We start from the raw sequence: 26,538 nt of genomic DNA on the forward strand, positions 1-26,538 counted from the left end.
CCCCTCGCGGCGCGAAGTCAGCGCGAGGGGCCGGTCCGGTCAAGCGTTGTTGCTGGTGAGCTCTGGGTCTTGCTTCGTGAGCGTGACTGATTTCGGTTCGCCGAGTTCTGCGGTCGGCGTCCGATAGGTTTCCGGACCGCACATCGCGGCGATGGCGGAGACGACCGCAAAGCCGAGACACATCCACGCGACCGGTGTCCAGTTGCTCTTGTCGCCTGCGGAAATCGCCTGGGCGATTGCCGGTGTGAAGCCGGCGACGAGAAGTCCGAGCATGAGGCTCACGGCCATACCGGTGTAGCGAACCTTGGCGGGGAACTGCTCCGGGAAGTACGCCGGGTAGGTGCCATTGGGCATCGCGTAGAAGATGCCGATCATGACGATTCCCGAAGCGAAAACCATGGGAACGCTTTGGGTTCCGATCGAGTGGAAGAAAACGAAGACCATCAGGCCGGCGCCGATTGCGCCGATGACGAAGATGGGCTTGCGACCGTAGCGATCGGACAGAATGCCGAACAGCGGCTGGGTAAGTACCGCAACGAAGTTGGCCGTGGCAATTGCCCAGAGCATCGTCGAGCGTTCGAAGCCGGATTCGACGGCGTAGGCCAGGGCAAAGACGTTGACGATGGTGTTGATCATCGCGAAGGTCGAACTCATGCTGATGCGAATCACGGTGCGCCAGTGCGAGCGGAACATCTCGACGACGGGAATTCCTGCCGTGTTGTCCTGTTCCTTGAGCTCTTCGAATACCTCAGGCTCGTCGAGTGCGCGTCGCAGCCAGAGTGCAACGACGGTCACGATGATGCTGAGCCAGAAGGGAACTCGCCAGCCCCAGGAGTAAAGGTCTTCGTCGGGCAGGCTTGCTACCGGGATGAATACCAGGCTCGAGATGACGATGCCGAACATGATGCCGCTCATGGTGAACGACGTGAAGAACGAACGGCGGTGATCCGGTGAGTGTTCGAGGGTCAGTGCTGAGGAGCCGGGTGATTCTCCACCCGCAGACAGGCCTTGGAGGAGGCGAAGTAAGACGAGGATGATCGGCGCTGCAATGCCGATCTGCTCGTACGTCGGCAGGCAACCGACGACGACGGTCGCGACTCCCATGAGCAGAAGGCACGCGAGGAGTGCGTTCTTGCGACCGTAGCGGTCACCGAGGTGTCCCCACAGCACTGCGCCGAGCGGGCGGGCGACGTAGGCCACGCCCAGGGTGCTGATGGAGAGCAGCGTGGCGGTGGAGCCTCCGCCAGGAAAGAAGATCGTGGGAAACACCAGCGCGGCGGCGGAGCCGTAGATGAAGAAGTCGTAGTACTCGAGGGTGCTTCCGAGGAAGCCCGACACGGCGGCACGCCGAGCGTTGGAGTTCGGCTTTTCGTCGGTCCCGGTCGTGGAAACTGCGGGGGTAGGCGGAGGCGCCATGGGTAGTCCTTTCGTCCCGATTGGCCGACGGTGGTGGCACGTGTCGTGATGCGTCACGCTGCGGTGACGTCCCTCACCTTTCGGCGGCTGAGACGACCTTGCCATGAAGGACTATGGCGCGTCCAACACTAAATGAGTCTCAGATAATGTCGAATTACGTCTCAATCTCGGGAGTGGGGAGGATTTCCTCCGAGGTTGCGAGGGCAACTGCGAGCGCGTCCGTCATATGGCGCGGTGACCAGGCGATTCCGTGGTTCATGTACGTCGGTTCGCCGGTGAGGGGAACGAAGACACTGCCGGGAGGGGTAATGCCGGCCATGCCTGACGGCATCAAGGCGACGCCGACTCCCGCCGCAACGAGCATCAGGATCATGTAGGGGTCGGTGATTTCCTGGACCACGCGCGGGCGGAAGTTCGCATTCATGCAGGCCCGCATTGCCGTCTCCTGCAGGGCGGAACCGGCCGACATGGGTGTGGTGACAAATCCGTCGTCGGCCAATTCGCGTAGGTCGATTTCGCTCTCGGTGGCCAACCGGTGATCGATCGGCAGTACGACGCCAAAGGCTTCGCGGCGAATCAGGCGGGTGGACAAGGGCGCCGCCGCCACGGGCAACCCGACAAATGCCAGGTCCAATGCGCCGCTCTCGAGTTGTGTCACGGCGTCTCGGGTCATGATGCGGCCCAGGAGGGTCAATTCGACCTCGGGGTACCGCTGGCGCAATGCGCGCGTCAACGGTGGCAACGCCTGGTGGTTGAGCACACCGGTGAACCCGATCGCCACTCGGCCGTACACGCCGCCGGTGGACGCGCGGGTGGCTTGACGCGCGGTTTCCATGTTTTCGAGAACGCGATAGGCGTGTGGCAGAAAAGCGTGCCCACCGGAGGTGAGCGCGACGGTACGAGTACTGCGCTCGAACAGTTGCACGCCGATGTTCTTCTCGAGCTTGCGAATCATCTGGCTCAGGGGCGACTGAGCCATTTGCAGCCGTGACGCCGCGCGGCCGAAATGTAGCTCTTCCGCGACCGCGACAAACGCGTGCAACCAGCGAATTTCCATCGATGCGTCCTTCGTTGATGTCGACTGTTGATTTTGACGACTCTGCCCGACGTCATATATTCGAAAATCGTACACAGTGTGACGCAGATTATATCTATTTGTATCTTAAATTGAGCGCTGAGCGCACATGATCTCCGGGAGATGAGACTGATGCAGAGCTATCCAGAAGGCGCAGTTGCGCTGATAACCGGCGGTGCCAGCGGAATTGGTGCCGCATGTTCGAAACTATTGTCCGACAACGGTGTTCGAACAATTACCGCTGACATCGCGGAGGGAGCCGACGAACGTCTCGACGTGACCGATCCGGCTGCAGTTGGCGAGTTGCGTGCGCGCATCGGCAAGGTCGACATCTTGATCAACAGTGCCGGCATCGTGGGTCCGTCGGCGCCGCTGGTCGATGTCTCGCTCGCCGACTGGCAGCGCACATTCCGAATCAACGTGGAAGGAACCTTCCTCATGTGCCGCGCCTTTGTACCCGGCATGGCCGCATCAGGTTGGGGACGCATTGTGAATCTGGCGAGCATTGCCGCAAAAGACGGTAACCCCAACCAGAGTGCCTACTCCGCGTCGAAAGCCGCCGTTATTGCCTTGACGAAGTCGCTGGGTAAGGAGATCGCGACAACCGGTGTGCTGGTCAACGCCGTGGCGCCGGCCGCTGTGGAAAGTCCGATGAATGCAGGCACGGACCCCGCGATTCTCGCTCGGTCGCAGAGTCTGACGCCGATGTCGCGGATGGGGAAGTCGGACGAAATTGCCGAGCTGATCAGCTGGTTGTCCTCGACGGCGGTGAGTTACTCGACCGGTGCGGTGTACGACGCCAGTGGAGGGCGCGCAACGTACTAGTGTCCAGGTGGAGATGACCGGGCACCAAGGCGAGGGGGACGTCGATGGCGGGTGAACGTCTGTGGCCTGTTGCAGATCGCGCGACGCGTGTGTTCTGGCGTGTAGTCGGCCGCAAAATCGACCTGTCCGAAGATACGTGGTTGCAAGCGCCGACAGCGGTGCGCGGTCCGGTGGAAGACAGTTGGATTCACGCCGAAGCGTTGCGTATCGGTGGCACGGTTGGTGTGGGGGCAGCGGTCGAGGGTCTCCTACCACGCATGGATGCATTGGCGGGGCCGAATTTTGATCCATCGCGGTTGACGCCGTCCATCCGTGATTTCTACGAGCGAACCTCGACGTGGCGAATGCAGGCGTGGACGCAATGGTCGCCGGGATTTGCGCCGTGGGGGTCGCTGGTCGAGCGGTTCTACGGTCGGCGCGTGCAGCAACTTGCGCTGCCCGTAAACCCGATGTCAGTTGCGTATGGCGTCGACAGTTCGATTACAGGCGTAGCGGATGCCGACGGCAGACATGCGGGTTCGGCCTGGCTGCGGACACTGCGAGAGTCCGGTGACTACCTTTTCAGCGGGTACTACCGAATCGCGTTGCTGCCGAACACTGCTCAGCCCTGTGTCCATGTCTCGTTCCCGCTGGAGTCCGGAAATGTTCAAGTGTTCCTGGACCCCGAAGTCTGCGATGACGGTTCCCTGCTACTCACCTCGGGAAAGGGCGCATTCGGGGACATAGGGGCATACGTCACTGTCGTGGAGAATGGAAAGGTCTACGCGGCAAGGATTCCGATCCATGAGCGATTCCACGTGTTCGAAGACTCGGAAGGTGTTCTGCGAACCGATCACGAATTGCGTCTGTGGCGCGCCCGGGCCATGGCGTTGCATTATCGGATGGATCCTCGATAGGCGGTGGGGAGTAGGGTGCCATCTCTCGTTTGATCAATACTCCTGGCTACAAGCAATATTCGGCCGAATGTGTCCGAAATGCCTCTTGAATCGAATGGATGTAGCCCTCACGGTATTTCTGTGCGCGGTTTCTTTGGGCGCCACATCTGCGCCTTCGGGGGCACGATCCTCTGGCTCGCCCAACCGGCCGGGATTGCACCCTCAGTGGCGATATTGACGCGATGCGCCTGGGGAGCGGCCACTGCGGTCAATGTCTTTGACTAAAAACATCATTCAGTAGAGGCGCGACAATGATGACCCGCTAAACTTCGGCCGAAATGTGCCCGAAATGCCCCTTGAATCGAAAAGGTGTTCGAGTATAATTGATGTCACGGGTGGGGAGGCCTTGATGACTACGGTGAACGATTTTGTTTCGGTGGGGGATGTTGTCGCTGGTTCCGCGGCGGGTGTGCGTGGCAGGTTGTGGCGGTTGTGTCCGGCTGAGGTTCGGGACGTTGCCGTTTCCGTTTCTGCGGAAATCCTTCGGCTGGAGGCGATTCGGGTTGCCGCCGTCGACGCATTGGCGCTCAATCCTGATGAGCAGGTGCTGTGTTACCGCGGTGTGGGGCGGTGGTTGGCGGCGAACACGATGCTGCAGAACGCGGCCGGTAACAAGATCGCTGCTCTCGGTGCTGCACTGCGGTCCTTCCCGGACATTGCTGCGCAGTTCGAGGCCGGTGATCTCTCGCTCGATCATGCGGCGATGATCGTCGCGTTCTGTGAATCGCCACCAAAAGGTATGCCTACGACTGCTTTACCGTCCTGCATGAAGACTCTTCTCGCTGCGGCGTCGGGGGTGGAGGCGACCACCACTAAACTCCGCTACGCGATTGCGGTCCTGGAGCGGATTTTCGAATCTGACGACACCCCGCCCGGTGAGGACGACGATCTCAACGTCTTGCGGATTGCGCCGACGTTGAACGGTCGGGTCGCGATCAAGGGCGATTTCGACGCGTTGACCGGTGAAATGCTGTTGTCGGCACTTTCGGGGTTGTCGATGCCGAAACCGGCAGCGGACGGAACCCCGGATCAGCGATCAGCTGCCAAACGCACCGCCGACGCCTTTACCGAACTCATCCGCCGGTACCTCGACAATGCCATGACCGGTGTTGATGGTGGTCAGCGTCCGCATGTGAACGTGCACATCACCGCGAAAGACCTTGCCGAGCATCGCGAATGCGTCACCATGCGCAGCGAAGGCGCATCGGATGATGGTGAGTTCTACGGCAGTGCGTTCGATGACGACGAGCCTGAGGTCGAGGATCTTGATGTGGGATACATGCCCTGGATGGGACCGCTCAGTGTGAGCCTGACCCGGATGCTCGCCTGCGATTGCATGCTCTCGACCGTGTTGATGGACGGCAACGGTGCGCCGTTGGATGCGACGCCGCACAAACGGCTAGTCACACCCGAGCAGCGGACCGCGTTGATTGCTCGGGACAAAGGCTGCGCCTTCCCGAACTGCGATGCCGTACCGGCTTGGTGCGACGCCCACCACATAAAACCCTGGTCGGTCGGTGGACTGACGGTGATGGACAATCTCACCCTCCTCTGCCGCAGCCACCATCGGTTGATCCACAGCACCAGCGGGTTCCGCGGCATCTGGGAAATCAAAATGGGCACCGATCACAAACCCTGGTTCATCCCACCGTCAGGGATCGACCCGAAACAACGACGCCGCCGCTCCACCACCCGCCAAGGACCAGTCCACCGAGACTGAAAACGGTTCCACCGGAAGTGAATACCGTGTGAGAGCTTCGCATCACCAGCTAGCCGGTGCGAAGCCAACACGCATGCGCGGGTTCGGGTATCTGTTTCTTGGTTCTCGGGTTCTTGATCGCGCGAACCGATGACGATTCGTTTTCCTGCGTGGCAGTGTGGACAGTGGCAGTGTGGACAGTGGCAGTGTGGACAGAGGGGCCCTGTCCGCGGATAGTGAGGAAGCACAGTGACCGACTCGGATCGCCCGCACGGCGATGTTTATGTACAGCGCGAGGGTGGCGTCACCACCATCGTCATGAACCGTCCCGACCGAAAGAACGCCGTCGACGGGCCGATGGCAGCGCAACTGCGTGATGCATTTCTGGACTTCGAGGCCGATGATACTGCGCACGTTGCAATACTCTGGGGAGCCGGTGGAACATTCTGTGCCGGAGCAGATCTGACAGCCGTGAATGATCCGTCCCGCTTGCATGAACTCGACCCGGAGGGCGGCGGTACGGGGCCGATGGGTCCGAGTCGGCTGGCGCTGTCGAAACCGCTGATCGCCGCAGTGAGTGGGTATGCGGTAGCCGGTGGCCTGGAATTGTCCTTGCTGGCCGATCTGCGAGTCTGTGAGGAAAACTCGGTCTTCGGTGTTTTCTGTCGGCGCTGGGGAGTGCCCTTGATCGACGGCGGAACCGTTCGATTGCCACGCATAGTGGGACAGGGCCGAGCACTCGACATGATCCTGACAGGGCGGCCCGTCGACGCCCAGGAAGCGCTTTCGTTCGGGCTGGTGAATCGTGTCGTTCCGGTGGGTGACTCCTTGGCAGCAGCGCAAGAACTGGCGCAGCAGCTCACTGCGTTTCCGCAGCTGTGCATGCTGGCGGACCGGGTGTCGGCGTACCGGTCATTCGACCTTCCGCTCGCGGAAGCGCTGCGAGCGGAAGGTGCTGCTGGTAGTCCGATTGTCGCTGCCGAAGGTGCGCGCGGAGCGGCGGCCTTTGCTGCCGGTGCGGGACGGCACGGACGGTTCGAGAACGACACTCAGCAAAACGACACTCAGCAATAAGTGCCGCGCGATTCTCAGCTGAGGCGTTCGAACACGGCAGCCAGTCCCTGGCCGCCGCCGATGCACATGGTTTCGAGGCCGTAGCGGGCTTCCCGTCGATCCATTTCGCGCAGCAGGGTGGCGAGGATTCGTCCGCCGGTCGCACCTACGGGGTGACCGAGTGAGATGCCGGAGCCGTTGGGGTTGATGCGGGGGTCGTCGGCTTCGAGTTTCCAGGTGCGCAGAACTGCAAGTGCCTGTGCGGCAAAGGCTTCGTTGAGTTCGATGACGTCCATGTCTGCCAAGGTGAGGCCGAGGCGGCCAAGTGCCTTCTCGGACGCCGGAACGGGGCCGATGCCCATGGTGCGGGGTGGAACACCGGCAACACTCCAACTGGCAAGGCGGGCAAGGGGACGCAGACCGAGTGAGCGTGCCTTCTCGGCGGTGGTGACGATGGCGAGTGCCGCGCCGTCGTTCTGACCGCTCGCGTTGCCGGCCGTGACGGTGGAGTCGGGGTCGATCTTGCCGCGCATGGGGCGAAGGCGGGCAAGGGATTCCATCGAGGTGTCGGCGCGCGGGTGCTCGTCGGTGTCGACGAGGAGTGCGTCGCCCTTGCGCTGGGGTACGGAGACCGGAACGATTTCCTGGGCGAAGATGCCATTCTTCTGGGCGGCGACTGCGCGCTGATGGGACTGCACGGCCAGTGCATCCTGGTCCTCGCGACTGATGGAGAACTCTGCCCGCAAGTTCTCTGCGGTTTCGATCATGCCGCCGGGAACCGGGAAGTCTCGGCCGCCGGCAGTGACGCGGGCTCGGGCCAGTCGATCACTGAGTGCGACGGCTTCACCCTTGACGCCCCAACGCATTCCGGTGGCGTAGAACTCGGCCGCACTCATGGACTCGGCGCCGCCGGCGAGAACCAGATCGCTGCCGCCGGACTGAACCTGCATGACTGCCGCGATGATCGCCTGCAATCCGGATCCGCAGCGCCGATCCACCTGCATGCCGGGGACATCGATGCCGAGTCCGGCATTGAGCGCGGCAATGCGGCCGATGGCCGGGGCCTCACCGCTCGGGGATGCCTGCCCCAAGATCACGTCGTCCACATCGGAACCGGAAATTCCGGTGCGCGAGACGAGTTCGGTGATGAGGGTGGAAGCGAGGTCTTCCGGTGCGATGTCGCGGAAGACACCGCCGAAGCGGCCTACCGGTGTGCGGAGCGGTTCGCAGATGACGACGTCAGGCATGAGTTCTTCCTTGGAGTGGGCTCGATCAGCGCGTAGCAGCCGAGTGATTGTTCGAGGATTGAGTACGGCCGAGATCGGCGGAAATCGCGTCGGCGGTGGCTATTGCAGCCGGAACAAGTTCAGCGAGAACCGCTTCGGTGCTGTAGCGGGCAGCCTGGGTGGAAATATTCACCGCGGCAACCACGGCGCCGTTGGCATCGCGAATCGGTGCTGCGAGCGATCGCAACCCCTCTTCGAGCTCCTGATCGACCACTGAGTAACCGTCGGCGCGAATCTTGTCGAGTTCGGCCCGCAGTTCTTCGGGAGTCGAGATGGTCTTGCCCGTGAGACGTGTGAACGAGACTCGGGACAGGTACTGCGCGAGTGCGTCGTCTGGCAGACCGGCGAGCAGCACTCGCCCCATGGACGTTGCGTACGCCGGAAAGCGAGTGCCGATGGTGATGGAAACCGTCATGATGCGGCTGACCGGTACGCGGGCCACGTACACGACGTCGTCGCCGTCGAGGATGGAGACCGAGGTGGATTCCCGGACCTTGGCGGACAGCGCCTCCAGATGCGGTCCCGCGAGCTCGGGCAGCGACAGGCTGGACAGGTAGCTGTACCCGAGTTCGAGAACGCGGGGTGTCAGCCAGAACACCGAACCATCCGTACGTACGTATTGGAGCTCCACCAGAGTGAGCAGAAACCGACGCGCTGTGGCACGCGTGAGGTCGGTGGTCCGGGCGACTTCACTGAGCGTGCGCCGGGGGTGCTCGCCATCAAACGCCTTGATGACGGACAGTCCGCGGGCCAGCGACTGCACGTAGTCGGGTGACGGCCCCGGCGACTGGTCGCTGTTGGTTTCGCTCATGGTGTCGTGTTCTCCTCGGGCTTCGGCGTGAGGTCCGCGAGTGCCTGCTTACCCAGCGCAAAAGCCTGATTGCTGTTCGGCACACCCGCATAGACCGCGGTATGGAGAAATACTTCCACGAGTTGATCCGGATCCATTCCGCTGCGCAGTGCGGCGCGGATATGCATGTCCAGTTCGTGCTCGTTGCCGACTGCGGTGAGTATCGCGAGAGTCAGCAGCCTGCGTGTGTGGTGATCGAGTCCGGGACGCGACCAAATGTCGCCCCAGGCGGTGCGAGTGATGAAATCCTGGAACGGCGCGGTGAACTCGGTGGTGCCGGCGATGGACCGATCGACGTGGGCGTCACCGAGAACCTGGCGCCGGACGGTCATCCCGGCCGCGACCGCGGCGCTGCGCTGAGCAACCGCCGGTGTATGCGAGGAAATATGCGCCGCAAGGAGTTTGGTGACTCGTCCGGCCTGCTCGACATTGGCGAGGTGCGCTCCGGGATCGACGACGTGCATCACGGAGTCGGCAATACCGTCGGCAATCGCTGCCAGGGTGGCCGGGGGAGTCGACGGATCCTGCTCACCCGCGATGAGGAGGGTCGGCGCCACGATTCGGGCGAGATCGGCGCGGCCGTCCCAGACGGAGAGTGCTTCGCAGCAGGCAGCGTATCCCTCGTCGGGTGTTGCCTCGACCATCGCCACATGCCGCGCGACAAGTTCCGGATCGCTTTCGGCAAGTCCGGGTGTGAACCAGCGTCCGACAACAGCTGCGGCAATGGACGCGATACCGTCGGTGCGGACGGTCTGCGCTCGATCGATCCACGGCTGGGCCGGTGCAAACTGCGAGGACGTGCACAGCAATGTCAAGGTGTCGACGCGAGTGGGATGGTGCGCGGCGATCCACTGGCTGACTGCACCGCCGAGGGAGAGTCCGACCAGGTGAACCGACTCGAGTTCGAGCGAATCGATCAGAGCGATGACATCTCCCGCAAGGTCCGCGACGGTGTACGGGCCGGCGGGTACCGGGGACTTACCGTGACCACGATGATCGACGGAGATGACGCGGTAGCGGTTCGACAGCGCATGAATCTGCGGCGCCCACATGGAGAGATCGGATCCGAGCGAGCCGAGGAACACGACTGCGGGAGCATCGGGATTGCCGGTCTGGTGAAAGTTGAGCGCGACGCTCATCGGGGTCCTCCTGTGGGGCGTGCGGCGAGGGCTCGGTCGACCAGGTCGGTGGCGTGGCCCAGATACTGTGCTGGATCAAGAAGTTCGGTAAGTTCGGCTGCGGTCAAGTGTTCCGTGATTGCCGGGTCGCGGTCCAAGCGCGTGCCGGAAGCGGCTGCGGCGGTGACGATGTCACGAGCACGATCGGTGTGCGCCGAGAGTGCCTTCGTGACCCGTTCGGCAAGAATCAAACCACCGGTGATGTCGAGGTTGCGTGCCATCGAATCGGTATGCACCTGCAAGCCGGCAAGACTGACGGACAATTGATGTGCCGCTCCGCCGGCCAGACGCAGGAGATCTGTGACGGTTTCCCACTCCGCATGCCACGGACCGGCCGCCCGCGCGAACTCGTGATCCATGTTGGACAGCGCTGTGGCGACGAGTGCGGGAACACGCCGCGCCGCAGCACGGGCGGTAACGGCGGCAACCGGATTCTGCTTGTGCGGCATGGCGGATGAGCCGCCTGGAGTTTTCTCGGCAACTTCGGAAAGCTCCGTCGATGCCATGACGGTGATGTCTGTAGCCGGTTTGGATACGGCCCCGGCGACGATGCCGAGGGTGGTTGCCAGTTCGGCGATGGCCACGCGATCGGTATGCCACGGAACAACCTGCCGAGCCAAGCCGAGTTCGTCGGCAAAAGCGTCGGCGAGTGCGAGACCGTTCGGATACGACGCGGCGAGTGTGCCTGCGGCACCGCCGAATTGAACGGGCAATGTCGACAGCACGGTCTCGAGTCGATTGGCAGCGGCGTCGAGTGCGGTGAACCAGCTTGTTGCCAGTAGCCCGAAGGTGGTCGGAAGTGCTTGTTGCCCCAGGGTTCTCGCCACCATCGGCGTCGAGCGATGGAGTCGGGCGAGGTGAGCTGCAGAGTCGGCAGCCCAGGTCAGATCTGCGAGTACAACAGAGCCTGCGCGGCGCGTCAGCAGCATGAGTGCGGAATCCATGATGTCCTGGCTGGTGGCGCCCGGGTGAACAACATTGCCAGGTATACCGTCCTGAGCAACACGTTCACGCAGAATCTTCACGAGCGGGATCACCGGATTACCACCCGAGGCAGAGGCGCGACCCAGTGCGACGATGTCGAGCCCACCGGGTTTGGACAGCTCTGCGGCAGCAGCCGCCACAGCGGCGCACTGGTTACCGTCGGCCAACCCGATCGTGGCCGCCGCACAGCTCAGTGCGGCTTCCACGTCGAGCAACGCGGTTACCCACGCCTGGTCTGACAGATGCTCGGATACCAGGGTGGCACCGAACACCGGATCGAACAGTGCGCCGCGAGTGGACATGTGTACTCCTCTTTACAGCTCGAAGAAGGGCGTCTCGACGCCGTCGGCGTTGTCGTCCTGAACATAGACCGTCCAGGAGTACCCACCGTCGACCTTTGTTGCAACCAACTTGGCGCGTTCGGTTTCGGTCAGCGAACTCAGCACCGGATCGGTCGCGTGCGCGTCTGCGTCTTCCGGGAAGTACAACCGAGTGACCAGGCGATCGAGCATGCCGCGGGCAAAAATCGAGACGTTGACGTGGGGAGCTTCGTCAACCTCGGTTTCGGTGGGCAGCGCGCCGGGCTTGACGGTGTGGACCATGGCAGTTCCGGTGGGATCTGCTGCGCTGCGGGCGAACCCACGGAAGCCTGCCGGGGTGAGCTCGACTGCGCCGCGGGGATCGTCGGGATGGTTGAAGCGCCCGAGCGTATCTGCCTGCCACGTCTCGATCATCGCGTCGGCCACCGGTGTGCGGTTGCCGTCGATCACCGTGATGGCGAGTGTGATTCGGCCAGGAGCGTCGGAAGGGACCGCGTCGGGTCCGTCCGTCCAGGGGAGGCCGATATGCCAGTACGGGCCGACGGTCTGCGACGGCGTGACTCCGAAAGGTGCCGTGGTGAAATCGCCGGGGACGACTGGATAAATCGGTGCAAGTTTTTCAGTCATCGTGGTCTTCCTCGTTCTCGAAAACGGAAGCGTTACGGCCGCGCAGGACGATGTCGAAGCGGAACCCGAGAGCCCAGTTGGGTGCTGTGGCGGTGTAGTCGAAGACGCTGACCATGCGATGACGCGCTTCTTCAGGTACGGCGTTGTAGATCGGGTCCTGGAAGAACATCGGGTCGTCGGGGAAGTACATCTGCGTCACCAGGCGCTGCGTGAATGCCGTACCGAAGAGCGAGAAGTGAATGTGGGCCGGGCGCCACGCGTTGTCGTGGTTCATCCACGGGTAGGCGCCGGGCTTGATGGTGGTGAACGAATAGTGGCCGTCGGCGTCCGTCACACAACGGCCGAGACCGTTGAAGAACGGATCGAGTGGAGCCGGCCAGTTGTCACCCGTGTGGCGGTAGCGTCCGCCCGCGTTGGCCTGCCACACCTCCAGAAGGGTGTGGGGGACTGGTTTGCCGTCACCGTCGAGGACACGGCCGTGAACCACGATGCGCTGTCCTTGTGCTTCGCCTCCGTTGGCGATGGTCAGATCGTTTTCACCAGCGCCGACGCGGTCCTCACCGAAAACCGGCCCGGTCAATTCCGTGAGGCGCTGCGGGAGCAGCTTCAGCGGTTGCTTGGGGTGGCGGAGGGAGGTGGTCTTGTAGTCCGCGAAATCAGCCGGGGCGTTGACGCCGGTCGGCCGCTGGTACCTCGGCGGTAAATGCAGCATGGGGAACCTCGTCGTTCGATTACATGTTCGCAATGTGTACAGGTGATGCGCTCTGCGAACAGACTAGTTCGTTGTTGTGACCCAGGCAATGCCGGGGGCGATAAATGTTCGTAATACGCACAGGGGTTCACAATACGTACGGCGCACGCTACTGTGATCGACATGATGGACAAAGTGATTCCCACTGCTGCCGAGGCCGTCGCGGACGTGCCGGACGGCGTCACGATCGCTGTCGGAGGATTCGGGCTCGTCGGAGTGCCCGAGATCCTCATCAACGCTCTGCTCGAGCAAGGCGCAACGTCGCTCGAGACCGTGAGTAACAACTGCGGCACTGATGGATTCGGCCTCGGGGTGCTCCTCGAGAAGGGGCGGATTCGCCGGACCGTCAGCTCGTACGTGGGCTCCAACAAGGAGTTCGCTCGCCAGTATCTCGCCGGTGAACTGGAAGTGGAGCTCACTCCGCAGGGCACCCTCGCTGAGCGCATGCGCGCCGGTGGCGCAGGTATCCCCGCGTTCTTCACGCCCGCTGGTGTCGGCACCCAGGTCGCCGACGGCGGCTTGCCGCTCCGCTACGACGGAAGCGGTGGCATCGCAGTTGCCAGCCCGCCCAAGGAAACTCGTGACTTCGACGGCGTCACCTACGTGATGGAACGAGGCATCGTCGCCGACTACGCCCTGGTCCACGCGTGGAAAGGCGACCGGCACGGCAACCTCGTGTACCGAGCAAGCACGCAGAACTTCAACCCGGCCGCGGCAACATCCGGTCGGATCACCATCGCTCAGGTGGAACACCTCGTGGAACCCGGCGAACTCGACCCTGCCGAGATCCACACACCAGGCATCCATGTCCAGCGAGTAGTCCACGTCGGCCCCGTGACGGTCGGCATCGAGAATCGGACGGTACGAGCATGACGGACGGTACGAGCATGACGGACGGTACGAGCATGACACTGACAAACGAGGCGGGCCAAGCTCCCACCAAACTCACCCGTGAAGAGATGGCTGCGCGGGTCGCTCGCGAACTCGAAGACGGCCAGTACGTGAACCTCGGCATCGGCATGCCGACGCTGGTTCCGAACTACCTGCCCACGGATATCACCGTCGTATTGCATTCGGAGAACGGCGTTTTGGGTGTCGGGCCGTACCCGACCGAGGACGAACTCGATCCCGAACTGATCAACGCGGGCAAGGAGACCATCACGGTGCTGCCTGGCGCGTCGTTCTTCGACTCGTCCGCGTCGTTCGGCATGATTCGCGGTGGCCAGGTGGACGTTGCCGTCCTCGGGGCCATGCAGGTCAGCGCCACCGGTGATCTCGCGAACTGGATGATTCCCGGTCACATGGTCAAGGGAATGGGTGGCGCGATGGACCTGGTCCACGGCGCCAAGCGCGTCATCGTGATGATGGAGCACGTGTCGAAGAAGGGTGAGCACAAGATTGTCGAGGAATGCTCCCTTCCGCTCACCGGCAAGGGGTGCGTGCAGCGGATCATCACCGACATGGCGGTCATCGACGTGACCGCCGACGGTCTTCGCCTGGTCGAAACGGCGCCGGGAGTGAGCGTCGACGACGTTGTTGCCGCGACCGGAGCAAAACTGCTCGTCTGACGGTTCAGCGGACTCCGCGAGTGCGGAACTGCACGCTGATCCGCGGGCCGAGGGCGCGAGCGCTCTTGGGTACAGCGTGCTCCCACGTCCGTTGGCACGAACCGCCCATGACCAGGAGATCGCCGTGCCCGAGGTTGAAGCGGATGGACTCACCGCCGCCGCGGGGACGAAGAAGTAGCGGGCGGGCAGCGCCGAGCGACAGGATGGCTACCATCGTGTCCTCGGTGCGGCTTCGCCCGGTGTCGTCGCCGTGCCACGCGACGCTGTCGCTGCCGTCGCGGTAGAAGCACAGGCCGGACGTGGTGAACGGTTCTCCGAGTTCGCTGCGGTAGTGGCTGCTCAGAGCGTCCTTCGCCTCGGTGAGCAGGGGATCCGGTAGTGGCTCGTTCTCGGTGTAGAAACACACCAGTCGCGGAACGTCGACCACGCGGTCGTACATCTGCCGTCGCTCGGCACGCCAGGGCACCGATCGTTCGAGGGTGTCGAACACGGCCTCCGATCCGGTGAGCCAAGCCGGCCTGTGGTCGACCCACGCGCCTGCAGTGAGTGTCCGTCGTTGCAGGGTGTTGTCGAGGTCGGCCAAGGAAACACCCAGGTCGACATTGTCGAACAGTGACGGTTGCATGGCGCTGGTCATGGGAACCAGAGTACACCCAAGGTAGAACATATGTTCGAATTCTCGAATGACGTGTGGCCATCGAATTAGGCGGCCCACCTCCCGGCGAGTGACAGCCGGGCGGCAGGCCTGTTGCGGCTGACCCCTCGCTCCGAAATCTCCGCCGCAATCGGTCAATACCCCGGAAGGCTGCTCGCGAAACACGCCTACGTCGCTTCTTGCCCCGCCGCCGCGGCAGATTGCGCCTGCCACCGCTCTTCGACGCGTCCCAGCTTCCATACGGCAATCGCAACAAGCCAGGTGATCGCAAACAGCCCCACGATGATGAAGCCCATCGCGCCCCAGTCCAGGCTGCCGATCGTGCCCAGGATTCCGGTGTGAATCTCGAGCTTCTCGGTGAAGATCGAGATGATCTCCTGCACTCCGATGATGAGGGCGACGGCAACAGACAAGCCGGTAATCACCATGTTGTAGTAGATCTTTCGGACCGGCTGCGCAAACGCCCAACCGTAGGCAAAATTCATGAACGAACCGTCGATGGAGTCGAAGAGGCACATCCCGGCGCAGAACAGAATCGGCAGAACGAGAATCGAATACCACGGTAATCCCGTCACAGCTGCGCCGCCGGCGATGACGAGTAGGCCCACCTCGGTTACGGTGTCGAACCCCAGGCCGAACAGTAATCCGACTGGATACATGTGCCATGGCTTGCGGACCGTTTTCATGACCGGCCCCAGAATCTTGTTCAACGCGCCGCGGCTGTCGAGTTCCTTCTCGAGTTGTTCTTCGTCGAACGTTCCGGCCTTGTATTTTGTATAGACCCGGTGAATTCCGATGAGGGACACAAGGTTCAGGAGGCCGATCAGGATCAGGAATGTGCCCGAGACAGTGGTTCCGAACAATCCGGCCCATTTCCCCAGGTCGGAATTCTCGTCAGAGAGGGTGGACGCCAGCCGTCGTACGCCCAGCGCGAGCAGTGCAACCATGACAAATACGATGGTCGAATGGCCGAGTGAGAACCAAAACCCCACGGACATGGGCTTTTTGTCATCGGCAACAAGCTTGCGTGTTGTGTTGTCGATGGCGGCGATGTGGTCGGCGTCGAAGGCATGTCGCATTCCGAGCGTGTAGGCGGTGACGCCCAGTCCGACGCCGAACGCACTGCCCTCGACGGTGTAGTGCCCGGGAACGACCAGGCCGAGCAGCACTGCCCAGCCGACGACGTTGAGCGTGACGACCGTGGCCGTCATTCCGATGATGCTGCGTCGCTGGGAGCGGTCCAGGCTCGTCCACGCTGCGACGAGTTTGTTTCCGGTCGAGTGTGTATCCGTCGTCATCGAACGTCACCGATTTCGTGTGGAGGGTCGGCGGGCCTGACACGGAAAATGTCATAGATAAATCGTATAAGTGTTCAACTGTTCAGATAAGGGCGTTCTTGTTACAGATTGCCCATCAGGGAGTAAAGGTGCTTTGCTGCCTGATGGGAAAGTCAGGCGAAGATCGTGTTCATCAACGCGACGTACATCGCGGTCCCGACGACGATGCTCAGCACTGCGTTCTTTCGCCACAGATGGATTGCGGCGGTGGCCGAGACGGCGATCAGTTCGGGTAATCCGTGTGAGGGCCCGGTGACGGAGACGTTCTTCAGTGAGTACATCACCAGGATCAGCATCACTCCCGCCGGCATGTAGATGCCGAGGTACGCGACGAGGGCCGACGAGCGCAGTGGCTTCAGGACGGCAAAGGGTATGGCGCGCAACGCAAAAGTGACGATGGCCATGATGGCGACGGCGCTGAAGATGTACGTGGTGTCAGGCATCTACTGCTACTTTTCGGGAGGTGGCGAAGTATCGGACGATCAGGAAGGTGACAAACCCGCCCATGGCGATCGGTAGGACATGTTCGGGTGCGATGAGGCGGGCCACCAGTGCGCAGGTGACCGCAGCCGCCGGGACGGCATAGCCGCTCTGTGCCCGCATCGCTTCGATCGACAGGACGACGAACAGCGCTGTGAGCGCAAAGTCCATTCCGACGATGGAATCGGGAATCCATTGTCCCGCAGTAGCTCCGAGAATTGCGCCGCCAACCCAGTAGCCGTGTAGGAACAGCTGCGAGAAGACGATGACCCGGCCGGAGAGGGCTTTGGGATCGGTTGTGACCGACATGGCATACGCCTCGTCGGTGAGAGCGAACATGCTGTAGAAGCGGGCAAACGGATTCTGCACCTTGTTCAGTGGGAAGCTCAGCGCATAAAAGACGTGCCGAAAGTTGACCAGCAACGCGGTGAGTGCGACGTAAGGCAGGGGAGTCATCGCGGCGACCATGCCGACGGCAATGAACTCGAGCGATCCGGCATAGATCAACGAAGTGAAAACCAGTGCCCACCAAGGGTTCAGGCCTTGCTGCACAACCAGCACCCCGAGGGCGATGCCGAGTGGCAGGAGTCCGATGCCGACCGGCAATGACAATGCGAAGGCGCGTCGCCACGCCGGGCTCTGGCGCGCGGCATCGACGGCAGTTGCATCCGCTGATGTTGAAGATTCGATCACCCCAGAAATGTAATACAAAGTCCGCGGTTGACGATTGCCCAGAATGCGCGGAATTGAGAATTTGCGCAATAATATCTGCATGGATGCCATGGATGACGCAATTTTATTCCACCTCCGTCAGGACTCCAGTCTGACCAACACCGAATTGGCGGATCTGGTGGGGCTGACGCCGTCGCCGTGCCTGCGCCGGGTCAAGAAACTCGAGGCCGACGGAGTCATCACCGGTTACCGGGCAATCGTCAGCCCCGAGGCGCTCGACCGCGGATTTCAGGTGATCGTGACCGCCGAGATCGGCGTCAACGACCAGGCGACCATCGAGGACTTCGAATCACGCGTCGCGGCTTTCGACGAAGTGATCGAATGTCGACGGCTCTTCGGGATCCCCGACTACTTCATTCGCGTCGCGGTGAAGGATCTCGCGACATACGAACAATTCATGGCCACCAAACTCAGTGGCCTCCCCGCTGTGTCACGGGTGACCTCGCTCATCACGATGAAAACCATCAAGAGTGTGGACTGAGATTTTTGTCGGTAGGTGGCGTTAACGTCGGAACATGGGATACGAATTTCAAGTCACCGTGGATTCCGCGCAACCGCATGAACAGGCAAAATGGTGGGCGGCCGCACTCGGCTGGGCTGTCGAGCCGAGCGATGAGGATTTCATCAGAGGTCTCGTCGCAGCTGGGCACGCGCAAGAATCCGACACAACCACTTTTGAAGGCGTGCTCGTCTGGCGGGAAGGTGCAGCCATCAGCGACCCGGAACATCCTGAGCGCCCGCGAGTTCTGTTTCAGCTGGTGCCCGAGAAGAAAGCGGTGAAAAACCGTCTTCACCTGGATATCAGAGTGGGAGACAACCGGGAAGACGTAGCCGCTCAGCTGGAGACGGTCGGCGCGACGATACTTCACCGAGGGCAGCAAGGCCCGAGCGTGTGGATCACGATGTCCGACCCGGAGGGCAATGAATTCTGTGTCAGTTAGCGGTACGAGCTGGGAGTATCTCCGGTCCAGCGTTTGAACGCCCGGCGGAACGCGCTGGGCTCGGAGAACCCGAGGCGAGCCGACAGGACGTCTACCGACTCGCCCCGGCCAAGGCCGGCGATCGCGACGTCGCGGAGCACCTCTTCGCGTAGCTGATTCAATGACGTGCCCTCGCGGCGAAGCAACCTTCGCAAGTGCGGCACGCTGATCGAGAGCATTTCGGCAATCTCTTCCGCTGTCGAGGTGCGTCCCTTCACGCCTAACTCCACAACTCGGCGTACCTGGGCTGACGCGGTGCTGTCGTAATCGCGCTCGGACATTAGCTGGATAGGCGACGCGCGCAAGTACTCCTCGAGGGTTTCCTCGGTCTGGATGATCGGCGCTCGCATCGCAGAGTTGTCGAAATCCAAAGCAGCGCAAGGCGCATCGAAGGTAACCGGGATACCGAAGATGTAGTCGTAGTCTTGGGCCAATCGCGCATCCGGCGCCGAATAGGGGAACTCGACGGCCCGAAGCCGGACCCGCTTACCGATCAACCATGCGGCAAAACGGTGTAGGAGAATCAGCATGAAGTCCGTTGTCACGCCGGCCGCGATATCGGGTTCGGAGATTCCTTCCCGTGGGTGACCGGAGAAACTGATGCGTGTGCTCTCCTCGCCCGCTTCTACCGTCAACGGGGCCAAACTCGGCAGAGCACGGATCACATCTGCCATCCGAGCGAAAGCGCTACCGAGGTCGGGGCAGTGAATCAATGTCAGGCAGACCAGCCGAAAGGTGCCGCGGGGGACAGGGGCGCGCCCGAGACCGAATAATTCGTCGTTCGTGATCTGCCAGGTGGTTTGGATGAAGGTAGTCACCTGTGTGGGGGTGAGCCGGGCACGTGGGTCCGCGAGCGTGGTGAGATCAATTCCAGCTGCCCGCAAGGCACCCGACAAGTCCACATTGTTGTCCGGCGAGAACATGAGATACCGCTGAATAAATGCAGTGGGGATAGTGCGAGCATTCATGGGTGAGCGGCTCCCCGGAGCAGATGGAGGCGTCTCGCTGCTTCGGCAAGTACGTGATCCTGTTTGCAGAATGCAAACCGCACCAGGTGCTTCCAGCTGTCACGGTTGTCGGCGAATACGTCGACGGGGACGGCTGCGACTCCGATGCGTTCCGGTAACGCGCGGCAGAAATCTCCCGCGTCGGATTCGCCCAGTGGCCGGATGTCCGCGAGCAGAAAGTAGGTGCCACCGCCCGAATGCACGTGGAGTCCCGCGTCGGTCAACGCGTCGGCAAGCACATCTCGCTTGGACTGCAGACTCGATCGCAGATCCGCGACCCACGCTTGCTCGTTGGTCAATGCATAGGCGACAGCCGGCTGGAACGGCGCGCCGGCAACGAAGGACATGAACTGTTTGGCCGCGCGCACGCCGTCGATGAGCTCGCGCGGGCCGATCGCCCAGCCGGTCTTCCAGCCGGTGACATTGAAAGTTTTTGCGGCGCTGGACACTGTGACGGTGCGTTCACGCATTCCGGGCAGCGACGCCATCGGTGTATGCGTGAGGCCGTCGAACACCAAGTGCTCGTAGACTTCGTCGCTCAGCACGATCAGGTCGCGTTCGCACGCAATTTCTGCAAGTGCGCGCAATTCGTCATCGGTGAACACCGTCCCGGTGGGGTTGTGTGGACTGTTGACCACCAGCATCTTTGTCTTGGGGGTAATCGCTGCCTTGACTGCATCGATGTCGACAACAAATTTGTCACCCGACGCGACCAACGGGACGGTACGACGGATCGCGCCGGCCAGAGCGACGGAAGCCGCGTACGAGTCGTAGTACGGCTCGATAAGTACTACTTCCTCACCGGGTTCGACCAAACCCAGAATTGCAGCGCTGATCGCTTCTGTGGCTCCGACGGTTACCAGTACTTCGGAATCAGGATCGAATTCCAAGCCGTACCGTGCTATCCGGTCGGCGGCAACGGCCTGGCGTAGAACTGGCATACCCGGGCCCGGCGGATACTGGTTGACTCCGTCGGCGATGGCTTGGCGCGCGACGTCGAGCATCGCGGCGGGTCCGTCGGTGTCGGGAAATCCTTGGCCGAGATTGACGGCGTTGTGAAGAGTTGCCAGTGCCGTCATCTCGGCGAAGATCGTGGACGCAAAAGGCTGCAGGCGCGAAACGGTGCGATTGCGGGGCGTCGAAGGCATCTTTGCAGCTTAGTCGGCGGCAGGTGCATCTTCACATTGCTGTCAAGGCTCGGTTCAGCACGTTTAGAACCCCGCGTTCGTTCCACTCTGTAAGTGGGACCGATTGTGGTGCCACAGACTTACGGAGGTTGTCATGCCCCGCATACCCGCAGTGGCGCCCGGTGACGGCGGACCACTGATCAAAGTGGCGTACAAGTTCGCCGCCCGGCAGTTCGACGAGGTCCCTGAACCGTTTGCCGTGCTCGCGAACCACAAGAAGCTGTTTCTGGCGGCCGCCGGGCATGAAATGGCAGTGCAGAAAGCGTCCAAAGTTCTGCCGGTGAGTGTTCGGGAGTTGGCGGTCTACCGAGTCGCCTCTACCGTGGGTTGTTCGTGGTGCGTCGACTTCGGCACGATGCTCGCGCGTCTGGACGGCCTTGACGTCGAGCGTTTGAAAGCGATTGAGCATTATCGAGACTCGCCGCTCTACAGCGAGGACGAGCGAGCAGCCATCGCGTACGCGGACGCGATGACAGGCGACCCACACGGTGAGCACGGAGTGACCGACGAGCAGGTTGCGGACCTCGAGCGTCGGTTCGGTAGGGCAGGCGTGGTGGAGCTGACCTATCAGATCGGGCTGGAGAACATGCGCTCGCGAATGTATTCCGCGTTGGGAATCACGGAACAGGGATTCGGTACCGACTCCTGCCGAGTTCCGTGGTCTCAGGAGTAGAACTCCGCAAGAGCGGATGAATTGATCTATCTTTAACGCACTTGCGGACATTTTGGCTTGTTCGGGGCTGCTGCGAGCCCTACGATCATGAGGTGCCCAACATACGAATACGCGAAGCGGCCGGGCTACTGGGTGTCAGTGACGACACCGTGCGTCGATGGATCGACAGCGGGCAGCTGAGCGCGGCAACCGACGATTCGGGTCGCAAGGTGATCGACGGCGCCGAACTGGCTGCGTTTGCGCGATCCAACGCGGCTCCCGCTCCCGTAGACCCGCTCAGTACCGGGACGTCGGCCCGCAACCGGTTTGCCGGCCTCGTGACCAAAGTTGTCACCGACACGGTGATGGCGCAGGTCGAAATGCAGTGCGGTCCGTTCACCGTGGTCTCGCTGATGAGCACCGACGCTGTTCGTGAACTGGGATTGGAAGTCGGCAGCATCGCAGTTGCCGTAGTCAAAGCCACCACCGTGATCGTGGAAACCCCGTCAACGTTGAAAACGCAGTGAGGAAATCAGTGAACAAAGCGCTCGGAATAGTTGCCTCAGGTGTTCTCTCGCTTGCTCTGGTGAGCGGTTGCAGTAGCTCGGACAGCTCGTCACCCTCGACGTCGACGGCGGCTACCAGTACTTCGGCAACCGTGACCGGCGACATCACCGTTTTTGCGGCGGCATCGCTGAAGAACACATTTACCGAACTCGGCAACGAATTCGAGTCCGAAAACCCCGGAACTTCAGTTACTTTCAGTTTCGCTGGTTCGTCGGATCTGGTTGCGCAGATCATCCAGGGCGCTCCCGCGGACGTGTTTGCGTCGGCTGATGCGGCAAACATGAAGAAGGCCACCGACGCTGGAGTTGTTGCAGGTACGCCCTCCGACTTTGCGAGCAATACTCTCACGATCGTGGTGCCGCCAGGTAACCCGAAGGGAATCACCTCGTTCGCCGATTTGGCCAAGGAGGGAACACAATTGGTGATCTGTGCTCCCCAGGTTCCCTGCGGGGCTGCCACAAAGAAGGTCGAAGAAGCGAGCGGTGAAAGCCTGAAGCCGGTCAGTGAGGAGTCCTCGGTAACCGACGTGCTGAACAAAGTCACCTCAGGTCAGGCAGATGCCGGCATCGTGTACGTAACAGACGCGAAGTCGGCGGGCGACAAGGTCGAGACCATCGCCTTCCCCGAGGCCGCTTCCGTTGTCAACCTGTACCAGGTTGCAGCACTGAAGGATTCGAAGAACCTCGCCACCGCCACCAAGTTCGTTGATCTCGTGAGTGGCCCGAAGGGTCTGGCTGTGCTGACGAATGCAGGATTTGCCGCTCCGTGATGCGAATCAGACCGGCAGTCCGTGCTCCGCTCGGGCTGCCGGTATGGATTTATCTCCCTGCCGTGATCGGCGGGGCCTTCGTGATAGTTCCGTTGCTCGCGATGCTGCAGACGGTGCAATGGTCGCAGTTCTGGCAACTCGTGACCTCGGAGTCGTCGATAGCGGCTTTGAAGCTGAGTCTGAAGACCGCGGCGATGAGCACAGTGCTCTGCATTCTCTTCGGGGTACCGATGGCTGTGGTGCTGGCGCGCAGCAGTTTCCGTGGACTGTCGGTACTGCGGTCACTGATCTTGCTGCCGCTGGTCCTGCCTCCGGTCGTGGGCGGAATCGCGCTGCTCTACACGTTCGGCCGTAAAGGGCTGATCGGGGAGCAGTTGGAAGTGCTCGGAATTCAGATCGCATTCTCCACGACCGCCGTTGTTCTGGCACAAACGTTTGTCGCACTGCCGTTTCTGGTGGTCAGTCTCGAAGGGGCACTGCGGACGGCAGGCACTCGTTACGAGGCGGTGGCATCAACGCTCGGAGCCAGGCCGACCACGGTGCTACGACGCGTCACTCTGCCTCTGGTGATTCCCGGCCTGGTTTCGGGAGCCGTACTCGCCTTTGCGCGCGCGTTGGGGGAGTTCGGTGCGACGCTGACGTTTGCCGGCAGCCTACAAGGAGTCACCCGCACCTTGCCGCTGGAGATCTACCTGCAACGTGAGAGCGATCCCGATGCTGCCGTGGCACTTTCGCTGGTTCTGGTTGTTGTTGCCGTGGTCATCGTCGTCGCCGTCCGTGGGCGCGGATCGGCAGGAACACTGTGAGCGGCTTGCACGTGGATGTCGAAATCCCCGAACGCGACGTGATCGCCTCGTTCGACGTTGCCGCCGGTGAGGTGACAGCGATACTCGGCCCGAACGGCGCCGGAAAATCGACGGTGCTGGCTGCGGTTGCGGGACTGCATCATCCGAATCGTGGGCGAATCGAACTCAATGGACGGGTGCTGACCGATACCGCTGCCGGAGTCTGCGTGTCTCCGCACAAACGTGGGACTGTCCTGCTCGCTCAGGACGCACTGCTCTTTCCTCATCTCAGTGCCATGGACAACGTCGCGTTTGCACCGCGCAGTGCCGGGCGGTCTCGTCGTGAATCCGCGCAGGCGGCCCGCCACTGGCTCGGCGCCGTCGACGCCGGCGAGTTGGCGGATCGGAAACCGTCGCAGCTGTCCGGGGGACAGGCACAACGCGTTGCAGTGGCGCGAGCACTGGCGGCTGAGCCTGAACTACTGCTCCTCGACGAACCGATGTCAGCACTCGACGTATCGTCGGCCCCGGCGCTGCGTTCCTTGCTGCGACGAGTGCTGCGAACCGGTAACCGCACAGCCGTTCTGGTGACTCATGATGCGCTTGATGCCTTGGCGCTCGCGGATAGCGTCGTGGTTATGGATGGTGGACGCGTCGTCGAACGTGGAGATGTCCGGACGGTGCTGACGCGTCCTCGTAGTACGTTTGCCGCCAGGATTGCCGGAATCAATCTGCGTAGTGGCGTCATGATCGAGGACTGCGCGATCCGAACTCCTGGTGGTACCGCCATCGCCGGCCTTGCCGAAGTGGCTGTGCCAGTGGGTAGCCCAGCAGTTGCGATGTTCGAACCCAGTGCTGTGTCGGTGTATCTCCATCCGCCGCACGGAAGCCCTCGCAACGCGTTCGACGTCACTGTTGCCGAGATCGAGAATCGAGGCTCGACGGTTCGGGTACGCGCCGAGGACGACGAGGGACAGCCGGGACTTTCGGCCGACATCACGACAGCAGCGGCGGCCGAGCTCGATCTCGTACCGGGCGCGACGGTGACCTTCGTTGTCAAAGCGACAGAGACGCTGATCTACGCTCAATAACGTCTCACACGTTATTCGGCTCGAAGGATGGGTAGTGAACCCCGAAGACGCACCACCAGGGGAGCCTGCCGTTGTTCCCGCACCACGGCCTGCGCGGAGTGTGTTGTTCGGATTGCCGCCGGTGGGAAACCGATTTCCAGGAGCCGTTCGGGTGGCGCTCGCCCTCGCGATTCCGGCGACAATCGCGACGCTTCTCGGATACGGCTCTGCGTCACTTCTCGTCGGGCTGGGAGCCTTCGCCTCGATTTACGGTGAAGGCCGGCCATACCGGAGCCGGTGGAAAGTCGTCGGCATTGCCGCGTTGGCCTTGACGGTTCTCTCCTTCATCGGCGCATCGGTGGGCGAACCGATCCACCGGGCTATTTCCGAAGGCGCCCCCGAGGCTCTCTTGATACTCGTCATTCTGGTCATGGCAGTCGTGGTGTCGACCTGTGCGTTCACCGTTGACGCGTTGCGATTGGGGCCACCAGGAGCGTTCTTCCTCTTGTTGACGACAGAGATCAGTTCGGTGATCGCCACTCCGGGACAACCGCCGACAGAGGTTGCTCTGTGGACGGCCGTAGGCGGAGCGAGCGCACTACTCATATCCATGACGGGGATACTGTGGGCGCCGAGAGCGGTGGAACACGCTGCCGTCGACGCGGCCGTGTCGGCCGTCGACGAATACGTGGCGGCGACAGATCAAGCGAACCGTCACGCTGCCGCGCTGCGACTTCAAGATGCATGGCAATGCCTGTACCGCGGAAAGATTGTCGGTACCGATCATCCGCTCACTCGTGAGCTGGAGCGCGCACAGATGCGGATGGCGGGAGCACTGGCCGACGATCACGACCCGGAGTTGATGGCGGACGCAGCTTTCGACATCGACGAGGTAGGTGTGTATCCGCCTTTGCCCGACCCGACGATCCGGTACAGATTTCTGCGTGCCTGCAATCCGTCCAGTCGAGCGACGATCACTGCGATCCGGCTACTTCTGGCCTGCATCGCAGCGGGAAGCCTGACGGTTCTTCTCGGAATCGACCGACCGGATTGGGCAGTGATCGCAGCCGCGATGGTTCTTCACCAGGGGCCGGATCGAATTCTGGGAACCTATCGGGGGATTCACCGGATCGGCGGGACCGTTCTCGGGTTACTGGTGCTCGGCGGGGTGTATCTGTGGAGCCCGACCGGCCTTGCCATGGTGGCGGTACTTGCTGTGCTGCAGTTGGGAATCGAGCTGTTCCTGGTGCGCAATTACGGAGTCGCCGTCATCTTCATCACGCCGATGGCGATCCTTCTGGGTGCCGCCGGTGGCGCACACGGCACCGTGCAGCATCTGGTCCTGAGTCGAATGATCGAAACAGCAGTCGGCGTTGTGGTCGCACTGATCGTGCTGTGGACTGTGGGCCGCCGTGCTCATCGCCGAACTTTGGACTGGGTCGACGGGCGCGTGGCGCGACTGCTCGGCGTGCTGCTCACCGACATTCGGGTGGCACAGCGTGCGCCGAGTGCAGAATTGTGTCGCGATCTGGAGTTCGAACTTCGCGGCGCCGCCATGGCAGGAATCGATGCAGCGCACAACGAACCGGACTGGGCGACACTGAAGTGGGCAGCGCACACCGAGTTGCATCACCTTGGATCCGATGTGCTGCACCGGTTGTCGTTCGGCACCACGGTGTCGCGCTCGCACCTCGAGAACTGGGAACGACGCTACGCGGCGTGCCGATCGAGCTGACCGAATCCACTGTTA

The 26,538-nt window shown here is 62.0% G+C and carries 28 protein-coding genes; 14 read left to right on the top strand and 14 right to left on the bottom strand.

The features are described from left to right. Window positions 1–39 precede the first annotated feature (39 nt). Both CJ178_RS26295 and CJ178_RS26300 read right to left on the bottom strand, forming a co-directional pair. Window positions 40–1,416 (bottom strand): MFS transporter, encoded by a 1,377-nt coding sequence (locus CJ178_RS26295; protein ID WP_033234049.1) that lies wholly within the window; start codon window positions 1,414–1,416, stop codon window positions 40–42. A gap of 154 nt (window positions 1,417–1,570) precedes the next feature. Continuing rightward, window positions 1,571–2,473: a LysR family transcriptional regulator gene (locus CJ178_RS26300; RefSeq protein WP_092806525.1), complete on the bottom strand. Its 903-nt coding sequence runs from the start codon at window positions 2,471–2,473 to the stop codon at window positions 1,571–1,573. Window positions 2,474–2,623: 150 nt separating this feature from the next. Here CJ178_RS26300 and CJ178_RS26305 point away from each other — a divergent pair, with 150 nt between their 5' ends. The 4 genes from CJ178_RS26305 to CJ178_RS26320 all read left to right on the top strand — a co-directional run bounded on the left by CJ178_RS26305 (window position 2,624) and on the right by CJ178_RS26320 (window position 7,024). Further along, a complete protein-coding gene (locus CJ178_RS26305) occupies window positions 2,624–3,316 on the top strand; it encodes an SDR family NAD(P)-dependent oxidoreductase (protein ID WP_092806904.1) in 693 nt (230 codons plus the stop codon). 44 nt (window positions 3,317–3,360) lie between these two features. After that, window positions 3,361–4,212 (top strand): hypothetical protein, encoded by an 852-nt coding sequence (locus tag CJ178_RS26310; protein ID WP_095888346.1) that lies wholly within the window; start codon window positions 3,361–3,363, stop codon window positions 4,210–4,212. A gap of 388 nt (window positions 4,213–4,600) precedes the next feature. Continuing rightward, a complete protein-coding gene (locus CJ178_RS26315; protein WP_095888347.1) occupies window positions 4,601–5,971 on the top strand; it encodes an HNH endonuclease signature motif containing protein in 1,371 nt (456 codons plus the stop codon). A 228-nt stretch (window positions 5,972–6,199) separates the two neighbouring features. After that, window positions 6,200–7,024 carry a crotonase/enoyl-CoA hydratase family protein gene (locus CJ178_RS26320; protein ID WP_095888348.1) on the top strand — a complete coding sequence of 275 codons (825 nt, stop codon included), beginning with the start codon at window positions 6,200–6,202 and terminating at the stop codon, window positions 7,022–7,024. 14 nt (window positions 7,025–7,038) lie between these two features. Here the strand turns inward: CJ178_RS26320 and CJ178_RS26325 are convergent, their stop codons facing one another. From CJ178_RS26325 to pcaH, 6 genes are read right to left on the bottom strand one after another with little or no spacing between them, the layout of a single operon-like run. Beyond that, window positions 7,039–8,250, bottom strand: coding sequence for an acetyl-CoA C-acetyltransferase (locus CJ178_RS26325; protein WP_095888349.1), 1,212 nt, complete (start codon window positions 8,248–8,250; stop codon window positions 7,039–7,041). 25 nt (window positions 8,251–8,275) lie between these two features. Continuing rightward, on the bottom strand, window positions 8,276–9,100 hold the full coding sequence (locus CJ178_RS26330; protein ID WP_095888350.1) for an IclR family transcriptional regulator domain-containing protein: 825 nt from the start codon (window positions 9,098–9,100) through the stop codon (window positions 8,276–8,278). Further along, window positions 9,097–10,278, bottom strand: a complete 1,182-nt coding sequence (pcaDC, locus tag CJ178_RS26335) for a bifunctional 3-oxoadipate enol-lactonase/4-carboxymuconolactone decarboxylase PcaDC (protein ID WP_095888351.1) — start codon at window positions 10,276–10,278, stop codon at window positions 9,097–9,099. Before pcaDC ends, CJ178_RS26330 begins: the two co-directional genes overlap by 4 nt. Continuing rightward, the gene (gene pcaB / locus CJ178_RS26340) at window positions 10,275–11,603 is read right to left on the bottom strand and encodes a 3-carboxy-cis,cis-muconate cycloisomerase (RefSeq protein ID WP_095888352.1); all 1,329 of its coding nucleotides are present in this window, start codon (window positions 11,601–11,603) and stop codon (window positions 10,275–10,277) included. The genes pcaDC and pcaB overlap by 4 nt, the downstream gene beginning before the upstream one ends. Window positions 11,604–11,615: 12 nt before the next feature. After that, window positions 11,616–12,248: a protocatechuate 3,4-dioxygenase subunit alpha gene (gene pcaG / locus CJ178_RS26345; RefSeq protein WP_095888353.1), complete on the bottom strand. Its 633-nt coding sequence runs from the start codon at window positions 12,246–12,248 to the stop codon at window positions 11,616–11,618. Further along, window positions 12,241–12,960, bottom strand: coding sequence for a protocatechuate 3,4-dioxygenase subunit beta (gene pcaH / locus CJ178_RS26350; RefSeq protein WP_033234060.1), 720 nt, complete (start codon window positions 12,958–12,960; stop codon window positions 12,241–12,243). Before pcaH ends, pcaG begins: the two co-directional genes overlap by 8 nt. Before the next feature lie 165 nt (window positions 12,961–13,125). Between pcaH and CJ178_RS26355 the strand changes: the two genes are divergently transcribed. Next, window positions 13,126–13,872 (top strand): CoA transferase subunit A, encoded by a 747-nt coding sequence (locus CJ178_RS26355; RefSeq protein WP_033234061.1) that lies wholly within the window; start codon window positions 13,126–13,128, stop codon window positions 13,870–13,872. A 32-nt stretch (window positions 13,873–13,904) separates the two neighbouring features. Then, window positions 13,905–14,567 carry a CoA transferase subunit B gene (locus CJ178_RS26360; RefSeq protein ID WP_033234062.1) on the top strand — a complete coding sequence of 221 codons (663 nt, stop codon included), beginning with the start codon at window positions 13,905–13,907 and terminating at the stop codon, window positions 14,565–14,567. 4 nt (window positions 14,568–14,571) lie between these two features. Here the strand turns inward: CJ178_RS26360 and CJ178_RS26365 are convergent, their stop codons facing one another. The 4 genes from CJ178_RS26365 to CJ178_RS26380 form a co-directional block, all read right to left on the bottom strand. Then, window positions 14,572–15,204, bottom strand: a complete 633-nt coding sequence (locus tag CJ178_RS26365; protein ID WP_095888354.1) for an alpha-ketoglutarate-dependent dioxygenase AlkB — start codon at window positions 15,202–15,204, stop codon at window positions 14,572–14,574. 185 nt (window positions 15,205–15,389) lie between these two features. After that, complete coding sequence (locus CJ178_RS26370; protein WP_095888355.1) at window positions 15,390–16,520, bottom strand: HoxN/HupN/NixA family nickel/cobalt transporter; 1,131 nt, start codon at window positions 16,518–16,520, stop codon at window positions 15,390–15,392. 152 nt (window positions 16,521–16,672) lie between these two features. Continuing rightward, window positions 16,673–17,002 carry a branched-chain amino acid transporter permease gene (locus tag CJ178_RS26375; protein ID WP_095888356.1) on the bottom strand — a complete coding sequence of 110 codons (330 nt, stop codon included), beginning with the start codon at window positions 17,000–17,002 and terminating at the stop codon, window positions 16,673–16,675. Beyond that, on the bottom strand, window positions 16,995–17,732 hold the full coding sequence (locus CJ178_RS26380) for an AzlC family ABC transporter permease (protein ID WP_092806545.1): 738 nt from the start codon (window positions 17,730–17,732) through the stop codon (window positions 16,995–16,997). The genes CJ178_RS26375 and CJ178_RS26380 overlap by 8 nt, the downstream gene beginning before the upstream one ends. 79 nt (window positions 17,733–17,811) lie before the next feature. Between CJ178_RS26380 and CJ178_RS26385 the strand changes: the two genes are divergently transcribed. Both CJ178_RS26385 and CJ178_RS26390 read left to right on the top strand, forming a co-directional pair. Then, a complete protein-coding gene (locus CJ178_RS26385) occupies window positions 17,812–18,252 on the top strand; it encodes an Lrp/AsnC family transcriptional regulator (protein ID WP_033234066.1) in 441 nt (146 codons plus the stop codon). A 34-nt stretch (window positions 18,253–18,286) separates the two neighbouring features. Next, entirely contained in the window at window positions 18,287–18,712 is a 426-nt protein-coding gene (locus CJ178_RS26390) for a VOC family protein (protein ID WP_092806547.1), read from the top strand. Here the strand turns inward: CJ178_RS26390 and CJ178_RS26395 are convergent. Together CJ178_RS26395 and CJ178_RS26400 are read right to left on the bottom strand one after the other, a co-directional pair. Further along, window positions 18,709–19,719, bottom strand: coding sequence for an AraC family transcriptional regulator (locus CJ178_RS26395; RefSeq protein WP_092806549.1), 1,011 nt, complete (start codon window positions 19,717–19,719; stop codon window positions 18,709–18,711). The genes CJ178_RS26390 and CJ178_RS26395 overlap by 4 nt on opposite strands. Next, entirely contained in the window at window positions 19,716–20,906 is a 1,191-nt protein-coding gene (locus CJ178_RS26400) for a pyridoxal phosphate-dependent aminotransferase (RefSeq protein WP_045068967.1), read from the bottom strand. Before CJ178_RS26400 ends, CJ178_RS26395 begins: the two co-directional genes overlap by 4 nt. Before the next feature lie 133 nt (window positions 20,907–21,039). Here CJ178_RS26400 and CJ178_RS26405 point away from each other — a divergent pair, with 133 nt between their 5' ends. The 6 genes from CJ178_RS26405 (at window position 21,040) to CJ178_RS26430 (ending at window position 26,523) form a co-directional block, all read left to right on the top strand. Next, entirely contained in the window at window positions 21,040–21,618 is a 579-nt protein-coding gene (locus tag CJ178_RS26405; RefSeq protein ID WP_092806553.1) for a carboxymuconolactone decarboxylase family protein, read from the top strand. Between the two features lie 92 nt (window positions 21,619–21,710). Beyond that, the gene (locus tag CJ178_RS26410; RefSeq protein WP_033234071.1) at window positions 21,711–22,124 is read left to right on the top strand and encodes a TOBE domain-containing protein; all 414 of its coding nucleotides are present in this window, start codon (window positions 21,711–21,713) and stop codon (window positions 22,122–22,124) included. After that, on the top strand, window positions 22,121–22,933 hold the full coding sequence (gene modA / locus CJ178_RS26415; protein WP_373557492.1) for a molybdate ABC transporter substrate-binding protein: 813 nt from the start codon (window positions 22,121–22,123) through the stop codon (window positions 22,931–22,933). Before CJ178_RS26410 ends, modA begins: the two co-directional genes overlap by 4 nt. After that, window positions 22,933–23,739, top strand: coding sequence for an ABC transporter permease (locus CJ178_RS26420; RefSeq protein ID WP_095888358.1), 807 nt, complete (start codon window positions 22,933–22,935; stop codon window positions 23,737–23,739). Before modA ends, CJ178_RS26420 begins: the two co-directional genes overlap by 1 nt. Beyond that, a complete protein-coding gene (locus CJ178_RS26425) occupies window positions 23,736–24,809 on the top strand; it encodes a sulfate/molybdate ABC transporter ATP-binding protein (RefSeq protein ID WP_095888359.1) in 1,074 nt (357 codons plus the stop codon). Before CJ178_RS26420 ends, CJ178_RS26425 begins: the two co-directional genes overlap by 4 nt. Before the next feature lie 34 nt (window positions 24,810–24,843). Continuing rightward, window positions 24,844–26,523: an FUSC family protein gene (locus CJ178_RS26430; RefSeq protein WP_095888360.1), complete on the top strand. Its 1,680-nt coding sequence runs from the start codon at window positions 24,844–24,846 to the stop codon at window positions 26,521–26,523. The last annotated feature ends 15 nt before the right edge of the window (window positions 26,524–26,538 follow it).

The organism is Rhodococcus sp. ACPA4, assembly GCF_002300185.1.
GTDB lineage: Bacteria > Actinomycetota > Actinomycetes > Mycobacteriales > Mycobacteriaceae > Rhodococcus_F > Rhodococcus_F globerula.